This window comes from Curtobacterium sp. VKM Ac-1395 (assembly GCF_015350975.1).
Classification (GTDB): Bacteria; Actinomycetota; Actinomycetes; order Actinomycetales; family Microbacteriaceae; genus Curtobacterium.
On sequence record NZ_JADKRX010000004.1, the window covers coordinates 88,286 to 107,826 of the forward strand.

22 protein-coding genes are annotated in these 19,541 nt (G+C 72.6%); 11 read left to right on the top strand and 11 right to left on the bottom strand.

Annotation, left to right across the window (positions count from 1 at the left end; translation table 11 throughout):
* The first annotated feature begins 5 nt into the window (after positions 1–5).
* The 5 genes from purU (at position 6) to ITJ68_RS12100 (ending at position 3,061) form a co-directional block, all read left to right on the top strand.
* On the top strand, positions 6–875 hold the full coding sequence (purU, locus tag ITJ68_RS12080; RefSeq protein WP_194661519.1) for a formyltetrahydrofolate deformylase: 870 nt from the start codon (positions 6–8) through the stop codon (positions 873–875).
* An 8-nt stretch (positions 876–883) separates the two neighbouring features.
* Positions 884–1,288, top strand: coding sequence for a YrdB family protein (locus tag ITJ68_RS12085; protein WP_194661520.1), 405 nt, complete (start codon positions 884–886; stop codon positions 1,286–1,288).
* Positions 1,289–1,392: 104 nt separating this feature from the next.
* A complete protein-coding gene (gene nagA / locus ITJ68_RS12090; protein WP_323743305.1) occupies positions 1,393–2,487 on the top strand; it encodes an N-acetylglucosamine-6-phosphate deacetylase in 1,095 nt (364 codons plus the stop codon).
* A gap of 26 nt (positions 2,488–2,513) precedes the next feature.
* Positions 2,514–2,741 (top strand): hypothetical protein, encoded by a 228-nt coding sequence (locus ITJ68_RS12095; RefSeq protein ID WP_194661521.1) that lies wholly within the window; start codon positions 2,514–2,516, stop codon positions 2,739–2,741.
* A complete protein-coding gene (locus tag ITJ68_RS12100; protein ID WP_194661522.1) occupies positions 2,708–3,061 on the top strand; it encodes a hypothetical protein in 354 nt (117 codons plus the stop codon). Before ITJ68_RS12095 ends, ITJ68_RS12100 begins: the two co-directional genes overlap by 34 nt.
* Positions 3,062–3,083: 22 nt before the next feature.
* Here the strand turns inward: ITJ68_RS12100 and ITJ68_RS12105 are convergent, their stop codons facing one another.
* Positions 3,084–4,031 carry a hypothetical protein gene (locus tag ITJ68_RS12105; protein ID WP_194661523.1) on the bottom strand — a complete coding sequence of 316 codons (948 nt, stop codon included), beginning with the start codon at positions 4,029–4,031 and terminating at the stop codon, positions 3,084–3,086.
* Positions 4,032–4,177: 146 nt separating this feature from the next.
* Here ITJ68_RS12105 and ITJ68_RS12110 point away from each other — a divergent pair, with 146 nt between their 5' ends.
* Complete coding sequence (locus tag ITJ68_RS12110) at positions 4,178–5,299, top strand: sensor histidine kinase (protein WP_194661524.1); 1,122 nt, start codon at positions 4,178–4,180, stop codon at positions 5,297–5,299.
* A complete protein-coding gene (locus ITJ68_RS12115) occupies positions 5,296–5,949 on the top strand; it encodes a response regulator (RefSeq protein WP_194661525.1) in 654 nt (217 codons plus the stop codon). The genes ITJ68_RS12110 and ITJ68_RS12115 overlap by 4 nt, the downstream gene beginning before the upstream one ends.
* 4 nt (positions 5,950–5,953) lie before the next feature.
* Here the strand turns inward: ITJ68_RS12115 and ITJ68_RS12120 are convergent, their stop codons facing one another.
* Positions 5,954–6,463, bottom strand: coding sequence for an AAA family ATPase (locus ITJ68_RS12120; protein WP_194661526.1), 510 nt, complete (start codon positions 6,461–6,463; stop codon positions 5,954–5,956).
* 12 nt (positions 6,464–6,475) lie between these two features.
* Positions 6,476–6,904: a MerR family transcriptional regulator gene (locus tag ITJ68_RS12125; protein WP_323743306.1), complete on the bottom strand. Its 429-nt coding sequence runs from the start codon at positions 6,902–6,904 to the stop codon at positions 6,476–6,478.
* Between the two features lie 64 nt (positions 6,905–6,968).
* Here ITJ68_RS12125 and ITJ68_RS12130 point away from each other — a divergent pair, with 64 nt between their 5' ends.
* Entirely contained in the window at positions 6,969–7,670 is a 702-nt protein-coding gene (locus tag ITJ68_RS12130) for an SDR family oxidoreductase (protein WP_194661527.1), read from the top strand.
* A gap of 102 nt (positions 7,671–7,772) precedes the next feature.
* Here ITJ68_RS12130 and ITJ68_RS12135 read toward each other — a convergent pair whose 3' ends face one another.
* Together ITJ68_RS12135 and ITJ68_RS12140 are read right to left on the bottom strand one after the other, a co-directional pair.
* The gene (locus ITJ68_RS12135; protein WP_323743307.1) at positions 7,773–10,238 is read right to left on the bottom strand and encodes a GH92 family glycosyl hydrolase; all 2,466 of its coding nucleotides are present in this window, start codon (positions 10,236–10,238) and stop codon (positions 7,773–7,775) included.
* A gap of 145 nt (positions 10,239–10,383) precedes the next feature.
* Positions 10,384–11,274, bottom strand: coding sequence for an SDR family NAD(P)-dependent oxidoreductase (locus ITJ68_RS12140; RefSeq protein ID WP_194661528.1), 891 nt, complete (start codon positions 11,272–11,274; stop codon positions 10,384–10,386).
* 78 nt (positions 11,275–11,352) lie between these two features.
* Here ITJ68_RS12140 and ITJ68_RS12145 point away from each other — a divergent pair, with 78 nt between their 5' ends.
* Together ITJ68_RS12145 and ITJ68_RS12150 are read left to right on the top strand one after the other, a co-directional pair.
* Positions 11,353–11,928 carry a TetR/AcrR family transcriptional regulator gene (locus ITJ68_RS12145; protein ID WP_194661529.1) on the top strand — a complete coding sequence of 192 codons (576 nt, stop codon included), beginning with the start codon at positions 11,353–11,355 and terminating at the stop codon, positions 11,926–11,928.
* Positions 11,929–11,933: 5 nt separating this feature from the next.
* A complete protein-coding gene (locus ITJ68_RS12150) occupies positions 11,934–13,103 on the top strand; it encodes a MalY/PatB family protein (protein WP_194661530.1) in 1,170 nt (389 codons plus the stop codon).
* 9 nt (positions 13,104–13,112) lie between these two features.
* Here ITJ68_RS12150 and nagB read toward each other — a convergent pair whose 3' ends face one another.
* Both nagB and ITJ68_RS12160 read right to left on the bottom strand, forming a co-directional pair.
* Positions 13,113–13,898 carry a glucosamine-6-phosphate deaminase gene (nagB, locus tag ITJ68_RS12155; protein ID WP_194661531.1) on the bottom strand — a complete coding sequence of 262 codons (786 nt, stop codon included), beginning with the start codon at positions 13,896–13,898 and terminating at the stop codon, positions 13,113–13,115.
* Between the two features lie 74 nt (positions 13,899–13,972).
* Positions 13,973–14,602 carry a hypothetical protein gene (locus tag ITJ68_RS12160; protein WP_194661532.1) on the bottom strand — a complete coding sequence of 210 codons (630 nt, stop codon included), beginning with the start codon at positions 14,600–14,602 and terminating at the stop codon, positions 13,973–13,975.
* 36 nt (positions 14,603–14,638) lie between these two features.
* Here ITJ68_RS12160 and ITJ68_RS12165 point away from each other — a divergent pair, with 36 nt between their 5' ends.
* Positions 14,639–15,118, top strand: a complete 480-nt coding sequence (locus tag ITJ68_RS12165; protein WP_194661533.1) for an NUDIX hydrolase — start codon at positions 14,639–14,641, stop codon at positions 15,116–15,118.
* Between the two features lie 172 nt (positions 15,119–15,290).
* Here the strand turns inward: ITJ68_RS12165 and ITJ68_RS12170 are convergent, their stop codons facing one another.
* From ITJ68_RS12170 to ITJ68_RS12185, 4 genes are read right to left on the bottom strand one after another with little or no spacing between them, the layout of a single operon-like run.
* Entirely contained in the window at positions 15,291–16,361 is a 1,071-nt protein-coding gene (locus ITJ68_RS12170; protein ID WP_194661534.1) for an ABC transporter ATP-binding protein, read from the bottom strand.
* Complete coding sequence (locus ITJ68_RS12175; RefSeq protein ID WP_194661535.1) at positions 16,358–17,245, bottom strand: ABC transporter permease; 888 nt, start codon at positions 17,243–17,245, stop codon at positions 16,358–16,360. The genes ITJ68_RS12170 and ITJ68_RS12175 overlap by 4 nt, the downstream gene beginning before the upstream one ends.
* Positions 17,242–18,210 carry an ABC transporter permease gene (locus ITJ68_RS12180; RefSeq protein WP_194661536.1) on the bottom strand — a complete coding sequence of 323 codons (969 nt, stop codon included), beginning with the start codon at positions 18,208–18,210 and terminating at the stop codon, positions 17,242–17,244. The genes ITJ68_RS12175 and ITJ68_RS12180 overlap by 4 nt, the downstream gene beginning before the upstream one ends.
* A gap of 5 nt (positions 18,211–18,215) precedes the next feature.
* Positions 18,216–19,370 (bottom strand): ABC transporter substrate-binding protein, encoded by a 1,155-nt coding sequence (locus tag ITJ68_RS12185; RefSeq protein WP_268095598.1) that lies wholly within the window; start codon positions 19,368–19,370, stop codon positions 18,216–18,218.
* Positions 19,371–19,541: the final 171 nt, after the last annotated feature.

Sequence of the window (19,541 nt, forward strand, 5' to 3'; positions counted from 1 at the left end):
AACCGGTGACCGACCCGAGCGACGCGACCCCCACGCACTGGACCCTGACCCTGGTCTGCGACGACCAGCCCGGGATCGTGCACGCCGTGTCCGGGGCCGTCGTGCAGGCCCATGGCAACATCACCGAGTCGCAGCAGTTCTCGAGCCACGACACCAACACGTTCTTCATGCGCCTGCAGGTGATGGCGCCGGTCGACCGCACGACGTTCGAGCAGGCCATCGCCCCCGTGGTCGAGCGCTACGCCATGCGCGTCCAGCTCGACGTCGTCGGCCGACCGATGCGCACGCTCGTGCTCGTCTCCAAGGCCGGGCACTGCCTCAACGACCTGCTCTACCGGCAGCGCGGCGGGCAGCTCGCGATCGACGTGCCCCTCGTGCTGTCGAACCACACCGACCTGTCCGAACTGGCCGCGTTCTACTCCGTGCCGTTCGAGCACCGTCCCGTCACCGACGCCGACAGCAAGGCGGCGATGGAGCAGCGAATCCTCGACGCGGTGCAGGAACACGACATCGAACTCGTCGTCCTGGCGCGGTACATGCAGATCCTCTCCCCCGAGCTCTGCGCCGCACTGCGCGGTCGGGCGGTCAACATCCACCACTCGTTCCTGCCCGGCTTCAAGGGCGCCAACCCCTACCGGCAGGCGCACGCCCGGGGCGTGAAGCTCATCGGGGCGACCGCGCACTTCGTCACGAGCGACCTCGACGAAGGCCCGATCATCGAGCAGAACGTCGTGCGGGTCGACCACACGAAGGAACCGGCCGAGCTCGTCTCGATCGGCCAGGACGAAGAGTCACGCACCCTCACCCAGGCCGTGCGCTGGATCGCGGAGGACCGGGTCCTCCTCGACGGCGCCCGCACCATCATCTTCAAGTAGGCACCAGCATGAGCAACGTCCCGCGATCCCCGATGGACTGGGACGCGACGCCCGACCCGTCGGCGCCGCGCAGTCCTCGCCGTGTCGACGGCTGGAGCGTGCTGCGCGGGCTGGTCTGCGCGTTCGGGCTGCTGTCGCTGGCGTACTGGGGCTACATCGCGTGGCCGTTCCCGATGCCGGCCGTGCTGTTCATCGTCGGTGCGCCGCTGTTCGCCGCGGTGGTCTGGTACTTCTTCCGGTCGCCACGCTCCCCGATCGAGACCGACGTCGTCGGCAAGACCATCGTCGAGGTCGCGTTGATCGTGGCCGCCGGGGGCGCCTGGATCTCGATCGGGCATCCGGTCGTCGGGCTGGTCTTCGTCGTGGTGGCCGCGGTGTCCGGCGTGGTCGCGTCGCGGCGGGAGGCCCGGTGAGCGACGGGGCGGGGTGCGGGTCCGGCTCTGCCTCCGGGACCGGTTCCGGTCCGGTCGGTCCGGAGGCTCCGAGCACCCTGGTCCGTGCTGCTCAGGTCGTCGACGTGGCCGGGTCCACGGCCGACGGGTGGGTGCTCCTCCGCGGGGACACGATCCACGCGATCGGCGCCGGGCCCGATGCTCCGACAGCCGATGACGTGGTCGACCTCGGCGACGCGGTCCTGACGCCCGGGTTCGTCGACCTGCACGGGCACGGCGGGGCGGCCGTCGCGTACGAGGACGCCTCCGTCGGCCCCGCACTCGCGATGCACCGCGCGCACGGCACCACCCGGTCGGTCCTGTCGCTCGTGGCGAACCCGGTCGACGTCCTCGCGGCGTCACTCGGGCGGATCCGCCAGGTGATGGCCACCGACCCGCTCGTGCTCGGCGTCCACCTCGAGGGGCCGTTCCTGTCCCCGCACAACAAGGGCGCCCACAACGAGCAGTTCCTGATCGACCCGACCCCCGCCGACGTCGATGCCCTGCTGTCGGCCGGCGAGGGCGTCATCCGGCAGATCACCATCGCGCCCGAGCTGCCCGGCGCGCTCGACGCCGTCCGTCGGTTCGTCGACGCCGGGGTCGTCGTCGCGGTCGGTCACACCGTCGGCACGTACGACCAGGCCCGTGCCGCGTTCGACGCCGGCGCGACGATGCTGACGCACGCGTTCAACGCCATGCCGGGGCTCCACCACCGGGCGCCCGGGCCGATCGGCGCCGCCGTGGCCGACGACCGCGTGTCGCTCGAGCTCATCCTCGACGCCGTCCACGTGCACCCGGTCGTCGCGGACACCCTGTTCCGCGCTGCCCCCGGCCGCGTGGCGCTGATCACCGACGCCATGGGTGCTGCCGGAGCCGCCGACGGCGAGTACCGCCTCGGGTCGCTCGACGTCACCGTGACCGACGGTGTCGCGCACGTCGCCGGCACGGACACGATCGCGGGGTCGACGCTCACCCAGGACGTGGCGCTGCGGAACGCCGTCGCGCTCGCCGGGCGGTCCCTGCCCGAGGCCGTGGCGGCGCTGACGAGCGTGCCTGCTCGTGCGCTCGGGCTCGGCGACCGGCTGGGTCGTCTCGCGCCGGGGTTCGCCGCCGACCTGGTGGCGCTGTCGCCGGCGCTCGAGGTCCAGCGGGTGTGGGGAGCCGGACGGCCGCTCGACTGACGGGCGGTGCGCGTAGCGTGCTCGACATGCCGCGGAACCTGCTCTGGACCGACCACCTCCAGGTGTGGGGCGGGTTCGTGTTGGCGATCGGTGGCGTGGCCGCGCTGATCTGGCCCGCGTCGGACTCGACCTCGACGAGGCTCGCCGTCCTCGCGATCCTGGTCGGTCTGCTGGCGGAACTGGCCACCGTGCTGCGCGTGCGCCGCCGGATCCGGTCACGGTGGCAGGACACGAGGTCGGGCCGGCGTCGATGAACGTCGCCGAGGTCGTCGCGCTGCTGACGCCGATGTTCCGCGAGATGCTGCACGACGACGAACTCGCGTCGCTCCGGTTCGGCATCGTGCCGATGGACGACTTCGACGGACCTCACCAACTTCGCGACGACGATCCCGTCCGCTCGCACCGTGCGGTCGTGCGGTGGCAGATCCTCGGGGAGCGCGGATGGTCCCGCGGCCTGGACGCCGACGACGATCCGGTCACGCTCGTCCGCGGCGTCCAGAGCGACCTGCAGGACTTCATCTCCGAGAGCGACTTCGGGTGGGGGCAGCTCCGCGGTCCGCGCGACCTGATCTGACGCAGGTGGTCCGGGCCACGTGTCAGCGCACGCTAGTCCGGCGGAGCACGACGGCGGCCCCGACCCCGAGCGCAGTGACGAGCGCCGTCGCTGCGGCGACCGTCACCGCGTCGGGCTCGAGGAGCGCCTGTCCCCGCTCGGCCTGCCACCACAGCAGCCCCACGAGTGCGACGGCAGCACCGCCCGCGACGCGGAGCAGATCACGCCGGGTGCGCTCGTCGAGACGAGTGAACCGGAGGAGCACCCAGGCCAGCACCGGGAGCGCCTGGATCATGTGCAGCCCGACGAAGTGTGCGATCCGCAGGTCCCCGTGGTGCAGGCTCCAGTCGGTGAAGGGCATGCCCGCGCCGCCGTCCGGCGCTCCGACCGTGTGTGCGCCGGTGGTGGTCGAGGTGAATCCGTTGCCGAGCATGGGGACCGCCTCGACCATGCCGACCACGCAGAGCCCGAGCCCCCAGCGGATCCCGGCAGCGACGCCGAGGTCCAGACCACGGGTCCGGAGAGCGAGGACGGCGATGACGATCGTCGCGATGAAGACCGCAGAGACGCTCACCCCACCGGAGGCGTAGGCAGCGGCGTCGAACGGTGCGCCGGTGTTGAAGTGGCTGGTGGTGCCCCGCACGACCTGCACGTCGATCCAGACCACCTCCACCGCGAGGGCGAGCACGACGACCGACGCGAGGACGGTCAGGGTCCGCCGGTGTCCGTGGACGGCACGGAGCATCCAGCGGAGCGTGAGCAGGTAGAGCGTGATCGCGATCGCGAACTTCGTCGGCTTCACCCAGGCGGGCTCGCCGCCGATCTCCTGCGCGTCGAGTGCGAGGGCGACCATGCTCGCCAGGAGCGTCACGGCGCTGACTGCGGTCGCGACCCCGAGCACCGTCCTGGCAGGCGCCGACGCCGCCCGGTCGGGAGTACGTGGCGGCCGTGCGTCGATGCGGCCCTGGAGCCGACTGGTGATCGAGGTCATGGACCCATGGTCGAGCGGTGTCCTCGTCGGCACATCGTCCTTCCGGGCGCGACGACATCGTCCTGTGGGACACCCCGCTGCACGTCCGCACGACCGGTGTGGTGGCGGGCTGCCGGTTGCTAGCGTTCACCACGGAGAGGACGACGATGAGCGAAGCACGTCCCGAGCGACCTCGGCAGCTCGAGCGGCTGTGGGCCGTCCCGGTCGTGCTCGGTGCCGCAGCCGCCGTGATCACGTCGTGGGGGGCGCCCCTCGCGGTCGCCCTGATCATGGTCGCACTCCTGCCGTGGGCCGCGGAGCAGGCACGGCGGCCGTTGCCCGAGTGGCTGTTCGCAGTCCTCGCGATCGCACCGGTCGTCGCTGCGACCGTCGTCGTGGACCTCAACGCCGCGATGTTCCTCGTGACCTCGGCGCTGTCGCAGCTCGTCGGCCGTCGGTCCAGCAGGAGGCGCATCGCCGCCACGGCCGTGGTCGGCGTCGTCGCACCGTTCGTCCCGGTGCTGGCGGGGTGGTCCTTCAACGTGGGTGGCGTGTACTTCGCGATCGGCAACCTCCTCGCGATCGTCGTCGGTGTGCTGCTGGCACACACGCGGTCGCTCGCCGCGGACCTCCGTGCTGCAGACGCGCGGCTGGCCGTGGCACGGGCGCAGGAGGAACGCACCCGTCTCGCTCGCGACGTGCACGACCTGGTGGCGCACTCGCTCACGGTCGTGGTGCTGCAGATCGGCGGTGCGCGGCGGATCCTCCGCACCGACGGCGACGCTGCTGAGGCGGCGCTGTCCCAGGCGGAGCTCGTCTGCCGCGAGAGCCTCGACGGTGTCCGTGAGGTCGTCGGACTGCTCCGGACCGACGGCGATGACGCCCTGCAGCCCCAGAGCCTCGACCACCTCGTCGAGACCTACCGGGTCGCCGGCGTCCCGATCGACCTCGACCTCCGGACCGACCTCGACACCCTCCCGATCATCGCGAGGAGCACCCTGGCCCGCGTGGTCCAGGAGGCCCTGGCAAACGCCGCTCGGTACCGGTCACCGGGCAGCGCGATCGACGTCGTCGTCCAGCGTGACCGCGACGTGGTCGTCGGCCGCGTGACCAACGACCGCCCGCGCACGCCTCAGGCGCCCAGCACCGGCGGGTACGGGCTCCCCGGCCTCCGCGAGCAGGTCGAAGGTGCGGGTGGCGGGATCGAGAGCGGCCCTGTCGGCGACCGCTGGGTGGTCGAGTGCCGACTCCCGATCGACGCTCCTCGCCCCGCGGCGGTGTCCTCGTGACCATCCGCATCGTCCTCGCCGACGACCAGGCGATGATCCGCTCCGGGCTGGCGCTCGTGCTGCGTTCCGAGCCCGACCTGGAGATCGTCGAGGAGTGCGCCGACGGTCACGCGCTCGTGCGAGCCGTGACCATGTCGGTGCCGGACCTCGTCCTCACCGACATCCGCATGCCCGGCGTCGACGGCGTCGAGGCCACCCGACGCATCCGGGATCTGGCCGAGGGACCACCCGTGCTCGCGCTGACGACCTTCGACGACGACGACGTCCTGTGGCCGACGCTGGACGCCGGTGCGAACGGCTTCGTGCTCAAGGACAGCGCCGCCGAGGCCCTGGTCGACGCAGTCCGCGTGGTCGCCGGCGGCGGCACCTGGATCGACCCGCGGGTGCTCCCCCGGGTCGTCGCGCGTGCGGTCGCGCAGCCGCAGGTCTCTGCCGACAGCGCCCGTGCCCTCGCGTCACTCACACCGCGCGAACGCGACGTCCTCGACCTCGTGTGCGACGGTGCCAGCAACGCCGAGGTCGCTGCCGCCCTCGACACCGCTGAGCGCACCGTGAAGTCCCACGTCTCGGCGATCCTCGCGAAGCTCGGCGCCCGTGACCGTGCCGGCGCCATCGTCATCGCCCACCGAGCGGGTTGGCGTCGAGGCTGACCGCTCAGGCGCCGCCGCGCACGAAGTCCAGCGCCTGACGGACTGTCTCCTCGAGCGGCCGGGTGCTGTCGACCACGAGCCGGTCGTCCGTCCGCGGCTCGTACTCCGCGCGGACCCGCTCGACCTCGTCCCACGTCGGCAGCACGAACCCGGGCAGGTCGTTCTCCCGCTCCTCCACCCGTCGTCGGTGCTCCACGAGGTCCGGGCACACGACCTCGACCACGCGGAGCGCCACACCGGCAGACGCGGCCGTCGACACCCACCCGGCCCGGGCAGCCTCGACGCCCGACACCGCGTCGGCGACGACCGACAACCCGCGGCGGAGGTCGGGGACGGCGAGCGCGTGCATGACCGAGTAGGCCGCGATTCCCGACTGTGACCGGGGGATGCCGTACTTCCACATCGCGGCCTCGATGGCGTCCACCCGCAGGCTCGGCGCGGAGAGCGCGTCGGCGAGCGCCGAGGACAACGTCGACTTGCCGGAGCCGGGCAACCCGCAGACCTGGACGAGCACGGGGTCCACCGCCTAGCTGGCCTGGGCGACCGGGAAGTCGGCGTGGCGCAGGCCCGGACAGAACTCGGGCGTCGGGTGCTCGGAGATGCGGATGACCTCGTCGAGTCGTTCCCGCGCGGCTTCGAGCTCCGCCACCTGCGCGGTGATCCGCTCCCGCTCGGACGCGAGGATCGCGAAGTCCTCCGGGGTGGCGTGACCAGCATCGACGCTCGGCAGCAGCTGCGCGATGGTGCGACTCGCGAGGCCGGCGGCGTAGAGCTGCTGCACGAGCTGCACCCGCTCCACGGCAGCCTCGCGGTAGAGACGCTGCCCGTTCACGGAGCGGTCGGCCGTGAGCAGCCCCTGCTCTTCGTAGTAGCGGAGCGAGCGGACGCTCACCTTGGCTCGCGCGGCCAGGTCCCCGATGCGCACGACTTCTCCGATCCGGGTTGCCCCTGACACCGACGTGAGGTCTTAGCGTACGTCCGCTGCCGTCGGGAGTCGCCCGGGCACGGAAGGGAACACCATGGAGATCGCAGGATCCGTCGCACTCGTCACCGGCTCGAACCGGGGCATCGGCCGCCGCTTCGCCGAGGAGCTGCTGGCACGCGGCGCCACGAAGGTCTACGCCACCGCACGCCGCCCGGAGAGCGTGCAGATCGACGGCGTGGAGGTGCTCCCGCTCGACATCACGGACCAGTCCTCGGTCGACGCGGTGGCCCTCGCCGCGCCGGACGTCACGCTCCTGGTCAACAACGCGGGCATCACGGCGGAGGGCTCGCTGGTCAGCGGATCACTGGAGGAGGCCCACCGGGTGATGGACACCAACCACTGGGGGACGCTGTCGATGATCCGCGCGTTCGCCCCGGTCATCGAGGGCAACGGCGGCGGGGCGATCGTGAACGTCCTGTCGGCGCTGTCGTGGTTCGCAGCGCCGGGCCACGGCGGGTACGCCGCCGCGAAGGCCGCCGCGTGGAACATGACGAACGCGGTCCGACTGGAGCTGGCCGGCCGGGGCATCAGCGTGCAGGGGCTGCACCTCGGCGCGGCCGACACCGAGATGATGGCCGACTACGACGGCCCGAAGGCGGACCCGGCGGACATCGCCCGGGCGTCGCTCGACGGCGTCGCGCGCGGTGCGGCCGAGGTCGTCGCCGACGAGTGGAGCGCGATGGTGAAGGCCTCGCTCGCAGCGGAGCCCGAGCGGCTCTACGCCCAGCTCGGCTGAGCGTCCCGCGGACGCGGACGCGGACGCAACCGCGACCGGCCACAGCGCCGACGACGACGACGGGCAGCCCGAGGGGCCACCCGCCGTCGTCGTGCCCGCGTCTCAGCGGTCCTGCGGCCGGTCCTCCGGAGCCGTGGCCCAGGTCGTGTCCGGCGTCGCGCCGACCCGGAGCGAGAGCAGCCCGCCGCGGTTGACGAACGAGGACGGCACCCACGACTGCGTCAGCGTCCGTCCTCCCAGCCGTGCGCCCTGCACGTAGGGGTCCGTGCCCGAGGACCGGATGACGATCCGCTGCCCGCTCGCCCGCCGGATGTCGACCGTGCTGAACGTCGGGCTCCCGATGAGCATCTCGGCCCGCCCCGGCGTCTGCGGGTACAGGCCGATCGAGGCGAAGACGTACCAGGCGCTCATCGTGCCGAGGTCGTCGTTGCCGGGCAGACCGCCCGGGCCGGTGCCGTACGCGTCGTCGACGACCTGGCGCACGGTCTCCTGCGTCTTCCACGGCTGTCCGAGCGCGTTGTACATCCACGGCGTGTGGATGTCGGGCTCGTTGGTCGGGTCGAACTTCGTCGCGTCGCCACCGGTCACCGCGAACGCACCGGACGCGTCGTGGAAGAACGTGTCGAGTCGGGCGACGGCCGCGGCGTCACCGCCCAGGGCGGACGACAGCCCCTGGACGTCCTGGGGCACGAGCCACGTGTACTGCGCGCTGGTGCCCTGGGCGAAGCCGACACCGGTCGAGGGCGCCCAGTCCGGCGTCCACGACCCGTCTGCCTGGCGCGCGGCCTGGTACCCGACGGCCGGGTTGAACGTGTTCTCCCAGTAGTCGCCGCGAGCGGAGAACATCCGCGCGTCGGACCGCAGCCCCAGCGAGGAGGCCCAGTACCCGAGGGCGCTGTCGGAGATCGAGTCCTCGAGGGTCTCGGCGGCCCCGCCCCAGCAGTGGCAGTCGTCGTTCGCCGCGTACTGGCGCTGCAGGTACTGGTCGAGCCCGGGTCGCTGCGCGAGGCACTGCCCCGGGCACCCGATGTCGCTGAGGGCGTCGGCGTTCTGCACCGTGGCCTGGTGCCGCAGCGACTGGTACGCCGCACGGACGTCGAAGTTCCGGACCCCCATGGCGTACCAGGTGGCGAGCGTCGCCGCGGAGGGGTCACCGGTCATCACGTGGGTCGGCGCTCCGAGGTGCAGCCACCGGTCCCAGACGCCACCGTTCTGCTGGGCGAACCGCAGCATCGACTGGGCCATGTCCCCGGCGACGTCCGGCCGCAGCAGCGCCAGCAGCTGGATCTGCGCCCGGTACTGGTCCCACCCGGAGTAGGTGCCGTAGACGGCGCGGTGCCCGCGGTCGATGCGGTGCACTCGCATGTCCGGCCCGAGGTACCGTCCGTCGCGGTCGTTCAGCGTGTTCGGCTGCATGAGCGCGTGGTAGACGGACGTGTACAGCTGCGTGGTCCGGTCCGCCGTGCCACCACCGACGCGGATGCGCGACAGTTCACGGTTCCAGGAGGCTCGGGTCGCCGCCGCCACGCTGTCCACCGTCGCGTGCTTCCGCACCTCGCCGTCGCGGTTCGCGACGGCGCCCGCGGCACTGACGTACGAGATGCCGATGCGGGCGTGCACCGTCGCACCGCGACGCGCGTCGAACCCGACCCATGCGCCGGAGCCGCGTCCGGCACGGTCGGCCCCGGTCAGGTAGCCCTCCCCACCGGAGACGCGCGTGCCTCCCGGCTGGACCGTGTCGTCCTTCCAGGTGCCGGTGCTCGAGAACGCCCGGTCGAAGGTTGCGGTGAAGAACAGACGGTAGTAGCTGCGGCGGTCGGGGTTCGTCGCGCCGCCGCCGTTGGCGCGGCGGCTGCAGAAGCCGCCGGTGAGGACGCTGCCGCTGACGGTGCGGGTGCGGGGGTCGACGCTGGTGGTGGCGTCCTCGCTGCCGTTGATCGAGTTCGAGGTGCGGAAGAGCAGGTTGGCGGCCTTCCCGGCGGGGAAGGCGAACTCGCCGATGCCGGCGCGAGTCGTGACCGCGAGGTCCGTCCGGACGCCGTTGTCGAGCTGGACGCCGTAGCGGCCGGGGCTCGCGGACTCCTGGTCGTGGGAGTAGCCCGCGGCGTACACCGCGTCGGTGGTGTCGGCGGACGGCGAGGTCGTCACGGCCGTCGTGACCGGCATGATCGGCACGTCGCCGGCGGCGCCGGGTGCACAGCCGGCGCCGTTGAGGTGCGTCAGGCTCAGGCCACGGAGCCGGTTGACGTCGTACGAGTAGCCGTTCGCGACGGGGGTCGAGGTCTGGTCGCCGGCGGTGCCGGTCGGGCTCCACTGCATCATCCCGAACGGCGCGGTCGCACCCGGCCAGGTGTTGCCGTCGTGGCTGGTCCCGATGAACGGGTCGACGGACGCGGCGGGGTCGGTGACCGGCCGGGAGGCCGTGGTCACCGCCGATGTGCCGGTCGCGGTGGCCGCCGTGGCCGGGGCCGCGACCACCCCCGTGCCGAGCAGTGCGGCGATCGTGGCCGCCGCGGCGAGCGGGACCGGACGGAGGAGCGGGCGGCGTTGCACGCGAGAACGAGTCACGTCCGCGACGCTAGCCCCCTCGGTCGGGGGCCGTGCACCGGGTCACCGATCGGTCGCGCGGAGTTCACGTCGGGTTCCCGTCCGCGGTCGTCGTCAGCGGCGGTCGTCATCAGCGGCGCGGTCGTCGTCGTCGGCGCGGTCGTCGTCAGCGACCGGCGTGCTCGGCCGTCCGGTCCACGAAGGCGCGGACCCGGGCTCGGAACACCGGGTCGGCAGCGGCCCCACGGACCTGTACGACGTGCAGACGACGGTCCGAGCGGCGGAGCGCGGGCCCGACGAAGACGCCTTCCTCGACGTCCGCTGCGGTCGCTGCCCAGAGGACGGCACGGGCACCGTCCTCCACCGTGCGGGCGGCGAGCCGGGCGATCGACCCCGCGAGCGTCGCGACCAGGGTCTCCGCCTGGCCGTTCATGCCCGTCGCGGCGATGCCCGGGTGCGCGATCACCGACCGGACCGCCGACCCGGACGCACGGAGGCGCTCGCCGAGGTCGACCGCGATGGCTGCCGCCGCGGTCTTCGAGGCGGTGTACGCGGCGAACTGGCGGTGGGCGCGAGGGTCGTCGATCGCCTCGAGGTCCGGCACGCGGGCGGTGCGCTGCGAGAGGTTGGAGCCGACCAGGACGATCCGCGGGGACGGTCCGCCGAGCACGGGGAGCATCTCCTCGGCCAGGACTGCCGGGCCGACGACGTTGGTGGCCCAGGTCCGTTCGACACCGTCCACGCCGAGCGCGAACCGTGGCGCACTGATCCCCGCGTTGTTGACCAGGGCGTGCACCACGAGGCCGTCCTCGGCGAGGCGCCGGGCGAAGGCCCTGACGGAGGCGACGGACGCGGTGTCGACGATCCAGGCCTCCAGGCCGGCGGGCAGGACGCGTGCTGCCTTCTCGAGGTCGCGGACGCCGGCGACGACGTGCGCCCCGGCTGCGGCGAGCCGGGTGGCGACGGCGAGCCCGAGGCCGCCGGTGGCCCCGGTGACCACCACGGTCCGTTCGTGCTGATCGGGCATCTGGTCGGGTTCCCATGTGAAGGACGGCATCGGTGCTCCTGTCTTGGCATGTCGAGGCGAATCGGATGATTCATCCGGAACGGTAGCACAAGCGGATACACTGTCCGTATGGTCGACCTCGCCCGCCCGGACTCCCTCCGCTCCGACGCCCTGCGCAACCGTGCAGCGCTGCTCACCGTGGCGCGCGAGCACCTCGACCGGGGCGAACCCGCCCAGCTGAACACGGTCGCGCGGGAGGCCGGCGTGGGGGTGGGCACCGCCTACCGGCACTTCCCCACACAGCAGCACCTGCTCGAGGCACTCGCGATCGACGCGTTCGAGGCCATGCTCGACCGGGTCCGGGACGCGGTCGCGGTGCCCGAGGTCGAAGCGGCGGTCCGCGGCGTGGTCACCGAGGCCTTCCGGGGACTCGTGGGCGACCCGGCGCTCGGCGACCTGCTGACGGGCGGGACGTTCTCGTGCGCCGACACGGCCGCGCTGGCCGGGGACCTCGTCGACTCGATCGGCGCCCTCCTGGAGCGGGGCGCTGCAGCCGGTGTCGTGCGGTCCGACGTGCGGCCCGACGACCTCCGTCGACTCGTCTGTGGGATGCGTCAGGCGGCGACGGCCGGCGGGGTCCAGGTCGACGATCCGGACCGGTACGTCGAGATCCTGCTCGCTGGGCTCCGACCCCTGCGAGGATGAGGCGCATGAGCGTCATGGTCTCCCTCTTCGATGCACGCCGCACCCGCACCAGCGAGAAGTACACGGCCTTCCCGCCGGACGTGCTGCCCATGTTCGTCGCGGAGATGGACAGCATGCTCGCCGAGCCCGTGCGGGACGCCCTCGCCGCCGCCGTCAGCGCGGGCGACACCGGGTACGTCGGGCACGGTCGGGCGCTCCCCGAGGCCTTCACCGCGTTCGCGTCCGGCCGGTGGGGCTGGCACGTCGACCCCGACCTGGTCCGCACGACCACGGACGTCTCGGTCGCCGCCGTGGAGACGCTGCGCCGGGTCATCGAGCCCGGCGGCCAGGTCGTCGTCATGCCGCCCGTGTACGCGCCGTTCTGGGAGTACGTGTCCGAGGCCGGCGGCACCGCGACCGAGGTGCCGCTCGTCGCGCCCGCTGGCCCGGCCGACCCGTTCGACACGACGGCCGGGTGGCGGATCGACCTCGACGGTGTCGCGCAGGCGTTCGCCGACGGCGCCAGGACCGTCCTGCTGTGCAACCCGCACAACCCGCTCGGGCTCGTGCACGACCGCGAGTCGCTCGCCGCACTGGCCCGGCTGGCCGCGGAGTGGGACGCCGTGGTGGTCTCCGACGAGATCCACGCACCGTTGGTCCACGCCGACGCCACGTTCACGCCGTTCCTCGACTCCTGCCCCGAAGCCGCGGCGATCGGCGTCGCCCTGACGAGTGCGAGCAAGGCGTGGAACCTGGCGGGCACCAAGTGCGCGCTGATGGTCGGCGCGTCAGACCGGGCTCGTGGCTGGTTCGACGGGATGCCGGGCGAGGTCGTCGAGCGCACCGGGATCCTCGGGTACACCGCGAGCGTCGCCGCGTTCAGCGAGGGCGGGCCGTGGCTGGCGTCGCTGCTGGCCGAGCTCGCCGCGAACCGACGGATCCTGGCGGAGGAGCTCGGCGAGGTGCTGCCCGGGGTGGGCTACCGGCAGCCGCAGGCGTCGTACCTGGCGTGGCTCGACCTGCGCGCGCTGCCGTGGGGCGACGACCCCGCCCTGCGACTCGTGGACCAGGCCAAGGTGGCGCTGTCGAACGGGCGGGACTTCGGGCGGCAGGGCGTGGGGCACGCGCGGCTCAACTTCGGCTGCTCCGAGGACACGCTGCGCGAGGGCCTGGCGCGCCTGGCGAGCGCCCGCTGACGGCGGCCCCTACTCGAACCGCTGCCAGGACGGCTTGTTCGCGTACGTGTAGCGGTAGTAGTCGGCGAGCCGCAGCCCGGCGGCCGCTTCCTCGTCGACGACGACGGTCGCGTGCTCGTGCAGCTGCAGCGCCGACCCGGGCACGAAGGACGACAGGGGCCCCTCGACCGCGGCGGCCACGGCGTCGGCCTTCGACGAGCCCTGGGCAACGAGGACGAGCTGGCGGGCCTCGAGGATCGTGCCGAGGCCCTGCGTCATGCAGTGCGTCGGGACCTGGTCGAGCGAGTCGAAGAAGCGGGCGTTGGCCTCGCGCGTCGAGGGCGCGAGGGTCTTGATGCGGGTGCGCGAGGCGAACGAGGACGTCGGCTCGTTGAACCCGATGTGGCCGTTCGCGCCGATGCCGAGGATCTGCACGTCGATGCCGCCGGCAGCCCGGATCGCACCGTCGTACTCCTTGGCGGCGAACTCGATGTCGTCGGCGCGGCCGTCGGGCACGCGGACCCGCGACGGGTCGAAGCCGAGCGGACCGACGACGTCGCGAGCGATGACGCTCGCGTACGACTCGGGGTGCTCGAGGGGGATGCCGACGTACTCGTCGAGGGCGAACCCGCGCGCCTGGGCGAACGAGACCTCCCCGGCGGCGACACGGCGCTGCAGGTCGGCGTAGATGCCCTGGGGACTCGACCCCGTGGCGAGTCCGACGACGGCGGACGGCTTCTCGGCGACGACCGACGCGATCTTGGCCGCGGCGACGCGACCGACCTCCGCCGGCGTGGGCAGGATGATGATCTCCACGGATCACACCCTACTGGTCATGACCAGTCCGCGGCAGTGTGTTGCGCAACACGGGACCAGGTCGGGACACCGACTCAGGACGCGTCGAGCGCCACCAGCTCCGGCGTGGACCCGAGCGCCCGCAGCGCCCCGCGGAGCGACCACGCGGACACGGCCACGATGAGCACCGCGAGCACCAGGACGACGATGCCGGCCGACCCGGCGACGGCCTCGAGCGCACCGAGCAGCACCCCCACGCTGACCCCGAGCGCGTGCACGAGCACGGTCGCCGGCAGAGCGGTCTGCTGGACGCGGGCGAACCGTACCAGCGCTCGGCGGTCCGCGGGATCGACCGATGCGGCGTTCCCGGCGGCGATCGTCTGGTGGACACGGGCCAGCTGCTCCGGGTCGACCTCGGACGGCGCCACGCGTCGACGATCAGCCATCGTCCACAGCACGAGCTCGACGGCCACGACCAGGTACGCCACGAGCGCCGCGGTCCCGACGAGCACCACGACCGAGACGACCGGCGAGGTCATCCCGCGCACGAGCCCGACGACGACCGCCACGACGAGCCCGAGGGCGACGAGGCCGAGCGACACGAACAGCACACGTCGCCGCCGCGGCGTCACCGCACGCGCGACCCCGGCGACCGCGAGTCGCCACCCCGCGGCCCAGACACCGTGGTCGGACCGCACCTCGAGCGCCCTGTCGCCGCGTGCCATGCCCTGAGCGTAACCACGCCTGGGTACCGTGGCCGCATGCCCACGCCCGACTTCGTCCTGTCCCTCCGCGAGAAGATCGGCACGGACCTGCTCTGGCTGACCGGGGTCACCGCCGTCGTGACCCGCGGTGAGGGCGACGCCCGCGAGCTCCTGGTCGTCCGCCGCGCGGACACCGGCGCGCTGACCCCGGTGACCGGGATCGTCGACCCGGGCGAGGAACCGGCCGTCGCCGCGGAACGCGAGGTGCTCGAGGAAGCCGACGTCGTCGCTGTGGCCGAACGCCTGGTCTGGGTGCAGGCGCTGCCGGAGATGACCTACCCGAACGGCGACCGGGCGCAGTACCTCGACCTGGTCTTCGCGTGCCGCTGGGTGTCCGGGCACCCAGCCCCCGCCGACGGGGAGAACACCGAGGCGTTCTGGGCTCCCGTCACCGACCTGCCCCCGATGTCAGCGGACATGCGACGGCGCGTCGACGCCGGTCTGGCCGACGAACAGCAGGCGCGTTTCCAGCGCTGACCGCACCGCCTGCCGGCCGGGAGGCTCGTGGCGGCCCCGCCACGGGCCTCCTGTCCGGCGAGACTCGGCTGGGCGGACGTCGCGCGCCTTCGAGACCGCGCGATCTGTCCACCAGACCGAGACTCGCCCCGTCGGCCCGGCGGGCCGGCGGGCCGGCGGGCCGGCCGCTGGGCTACGCGAGCGGGGCGACCGCGACCGGCGCGCCGAGCAGGCGCACCGCGACCGCCTGGCCGGCGGTCCGGCGGTCGCCGACCTCGTGCTGGACGGTGACGACGGTGTCGTCGTCGAGGCGGACGGTCGTGCGCCGGATCGAGCCGAGGAAGCTCGACGAGACGACGGTGCCGGTGACGCCCTCGAGCGCGAAGGCGATGTCCTCCGGTCGGACGATGGCGAGCACGGGGCCGTCGGCCACCCGGGTGGCGAGGGCCGGCACGCGGAACCCGTACACGAAGACGTCACCGCCGCGCAGGTCGCCGCGCATCCGGTTCGACTGCCCGACGAAGTCCGCCGTGAACGCCGACGACGGGGAGCGGTACAGCTCCTCGGGCGTGCCGATCTGCTCCACGTCGCCCGCGTTCATCACGGCGATGCGGTCGGAGACGGCGAGCGCCTCCTCCTGGTCGTGGGTGACGAAGACGGTCGTGATGCCGAGGTCGGACTGGATGCGACGGATCTCCTCGCGGAGGGACACCCGCACCTTCGCGTCGAGCGCCGAGAGCGGCTCGTCGAGGAGCAGCACACGGGGACGGGTGACGAGGGCACGTGCGAGGGCCACGCGCTGCTGCTGGCCGCCCGAGAGCTGGTGCGGGAAGCGGTCGGCGAAGTCGGCGAGGTGCACCATGTCGAGCGCGTCGACGACCCGGGACCGCCGCTCGGACGACGGCACCTTGCGCATCTCGAGGCCGAACGCCACGTTCTGCCGCACGGTCATGTGCGGGAACAGCGAGTACTGCTGGAACACCATCCCCATGTCGCGCTTGTTCGCGGGGACGCTCGCGACGTCCACGCCGTCGATGCGGATGGCGCCGGCGTCGACGGCCTCGAGCCCGGCGAGCGCCCGGAGCGCGGTGGTCTTGCCGCAGCCGGACGGGCCGAGGAGCGAGAGGAACTCCCCCGGTTCGACCCGGAGCGACAGTCCGGCGAGGGCACGGTGCGTGCCGTAGCGCTTCTCGACGGCCTGCAGTTCGACGGCGGCGCCGGTCGCGACGAGCGACGCGGGGGCGGCCGGGGCGGTGACGGTCATGCGGACTCCTTGGTGCGGGAGCGTCCGGCACGCGTGCGGCGCCGTCCGATCCGGCCGATGGCGACGAGCAGCACGAAGCCGAACAGCAGTGCACCGAGCGAGAAGATCGCGGCCACGTAGGGGTCGGTCTGCTGCACGAGCACGAGTGCGGTCTGGAAGGTGGTGCGGGAGAGGAAGGAGGCGAGGGTGTACTCGCCGAGGACGACGGTGATCGCGAGGAAGCAGGCGGCGAGGACGCCACGGCGGAGGTTCGGCAGGAGCACGCGCCACGTGACGGTCCACCACGAGGCGCCGAGCGACCTGGCTGCCTCGGACAGCGTCGTCAGGTCGGTCGCGGTGATCGCGGCGGCGATCGGGCGGAAGGCGAAGGGCAGTGAGACGATGCCGATCGCGAAGGCCAGGGTCCACGCGCCCGACCCGGCGATCCGCGAGACCACCTGGTAGACGGGCACGAACCCGACGACGAGCACCACCGCGGGGACGGTGATCGGCACGATGCAGACGAACTCGAGCAGCCGACGGAGCCGTGGGTACCGCAATGCGGTGATGAGCTGCGCGGGCAGGAGCACCAGCAGGATGATCGCCACGGTGATCACGGCGATGACGAGCGACGCCCCGAGTCCGTCGAACACCGGCTGGTACGTCGCACGGTTGACCGGGTCGGCGAGCGCGGCGTAGTGCGCGCCCGTCAGGCTGCCGTCGGTGCCCTGCCGGAACGTGAACTGCACCAGGGCCAGGAGCGGCACCGCGAAGACGAGGCCGACGAGCACCAGGACGACCGTGGCGGTGACCCGTGACGGGGCGGCGCCGAAGCGGCGGAGGCGAGCCGGGCCTCCTGGCCGTGTCGACCCGGCCACCGGCGCGGAGGGAGCAGCGGCGCTCATCGCTGCCACCTGGCGGCCCGGCGCTGCAGGAGCGCGTAGGCACTCATCACGACGGCCATCACGACGACCATGCCGAGGGCGAGCACCCCGGCGACGTTCTGCAGTCCGATGATCGTCTCGCTGGTGAGCTGCTGCCGGATCGTCAACGGGACGATGCCGCCCTGCGAGATGAGCGCCGCGGCCGTGGCGAACGACGAGAACCCGTTCGCGAACAGCAGGAGCAGCGATCCCCAGAACGCCGGGGCGAGCACGGGGAGCGCGATCCGGCGCCAGTAGGTGGCCCGGGAGGCACCGAGGGTGGCGGCGGCCTCGCCCCACTGGGTCTTCACGCCCTCGAACGCCGGCATGAAGGTGAGGACCATGAGCGGCACCTGGAAGTAGAGGTACGGGATCACGAGCCCGGGGACCGTGTAGAGGAAGGCCCCGTTCGCGTTGACGTCCCAGTGGAACGTCGTGATGAGCCAGGTCGTGACGAGGCCCTGCGCGCCGATCGTGGCGATGAACGCGAACGCGAGCATCACCCCGCCGAACTGTGCGAGAACGCTGGCGACCGAGTCGATCATCGACCGGACCAGGCCGTCGGGCCGGAGCGCGGAGAGCGCCCAGCAGACGACCGCGCCGACCACGGCGCCGATGACCGCGGAGACCGCGGAGAGCGCACCCGATGCCCCGAAGGCGCGGAGGATGCTCGGGTCGGTGAACGCGGCGAGGTTCGCCAGGGTCGGACGTCCGGCTACGTCGAAGAACCCGCTGCCGACCGCGATGAGGGCGGGGACGGCGAGGAACAGGACGACGTAGACGCCGAACGGGGCGAGGCCGAGCCAGGCGAGGCCGGGCCGACGACGACGGGGTCCGACGGCACCCCGGGGGCTGGTAGGGGTGCTCGTGCCGGTGTCGCGGCGGGGCGCATCGGCACCGGTGGACGCGGGGGCCGGCGGCGCAGCCGGTGCCGATGCGGTGGTCATGCTGGTCAGGACCCCATCGTGGCGGACCACTTGGCAGCGAGGACCTTCGCGGCCGCGGTCACCTGGTCGTCGCTCAGCTCGACGTAGTCCTTCGGGGCGCCGCCGGCAGCGTCGAGGGCGTCCTGGTCGACCTTGCCGGACTTCTCCATCGCGGCGAGCGTGGCGGGGAACGCACCGGCCTGCAGGTACAGGTTCTGCGCCGTCGGGCTGGCGATGTACTCCTGCCACAGGCGGGCCGCGGCGGGGTGCGGGGCGTCCTTGTTGATGGCCTGCGCGTAGTACGAGCCGAGCGCGTCGCCCTTCGGCACGACCGTCTTCCAGTTCTTGTTCCCGCTGGCACCGGCAGCCGGGCCCCAGGCGAGGTTGTTGTACGACCACTGCACGACGACGGGCGTCTCACCCGAGGCGACCGTCGCCTGCGTCGGCAGCACGTTCTGCCAGTTGCCGGCGGACTTGAGCTTGCCGAAGTAGTCGACGCCCTTCGTGACGTCGTCGGCCGAGCCACCGTTCTCCAGCGCCGCGAGGTAGACCGCGCTCGCGGCCTGGTTCGCCTGGGTCGGGTCGCCCGCGATCGAGACCTTGCCCTTGTACTGCGGGTCGAGCAGGTCGTCCAGGTCCTTCGGCGCCGTCGTGATCTTGCTCGAGTCGTAGCCGATCGACATCAGGCCCGTGTAGTCACGGGTCCAGGCGCCCTTCTCGTCCTTCAGCGTGGTCGGGATGTCGTCCCAGTTCGCCACCTTGTAGTCCGTCAGCAGACCGAGGTTCTGCTGCAGCACCGCGTTGCCGAGGTCGAGAACGTCGGGGGCGGTGTCCTGGCCCTGCTGCGACTTCACCGCGGCGACCTCGTCGGCGCTCGAGCCGTTCGGGTTGGCCGAGGAGACCGTGATGCCGTACTGCTTCTGGAAGCCGTCGATGATCTTGCCGTAGTTGGCCCAGGTCGGCGGGAGGGCGATGACGTTGAGCTTGCCCTCGGCCTTCGCGGCCTTCACGAGGGCGTCCATGCCGCCGGCGCTCTCGGCGCTCGTGGCGGTCTTCCAGTCGGTGTCACTCGTGCTGCCGGCGCCGCCGGTCGATGCGGAACTCGTGGCGGAGCAGCCGGCGAGGGTGACGACGGCCGCTGCGGCCAGCGCGAGGCCGGCCATGGTGCGCTTGTACTGCACGGTGGTGCCTTTCGGGTGCTCAGGGGTGAGCCCGAGGGATCGGGTTCGTCGACGATCGTGGGCGCGGTCGGTTTCCGGCGGCTGCTCCGACGGTGAACGGTGGCGGAACAGCGCGTGCGGTTGTACGGTTCTGTCCACTTCTTCATGCCGGCGCGGGCAGCGCTGGCAGCG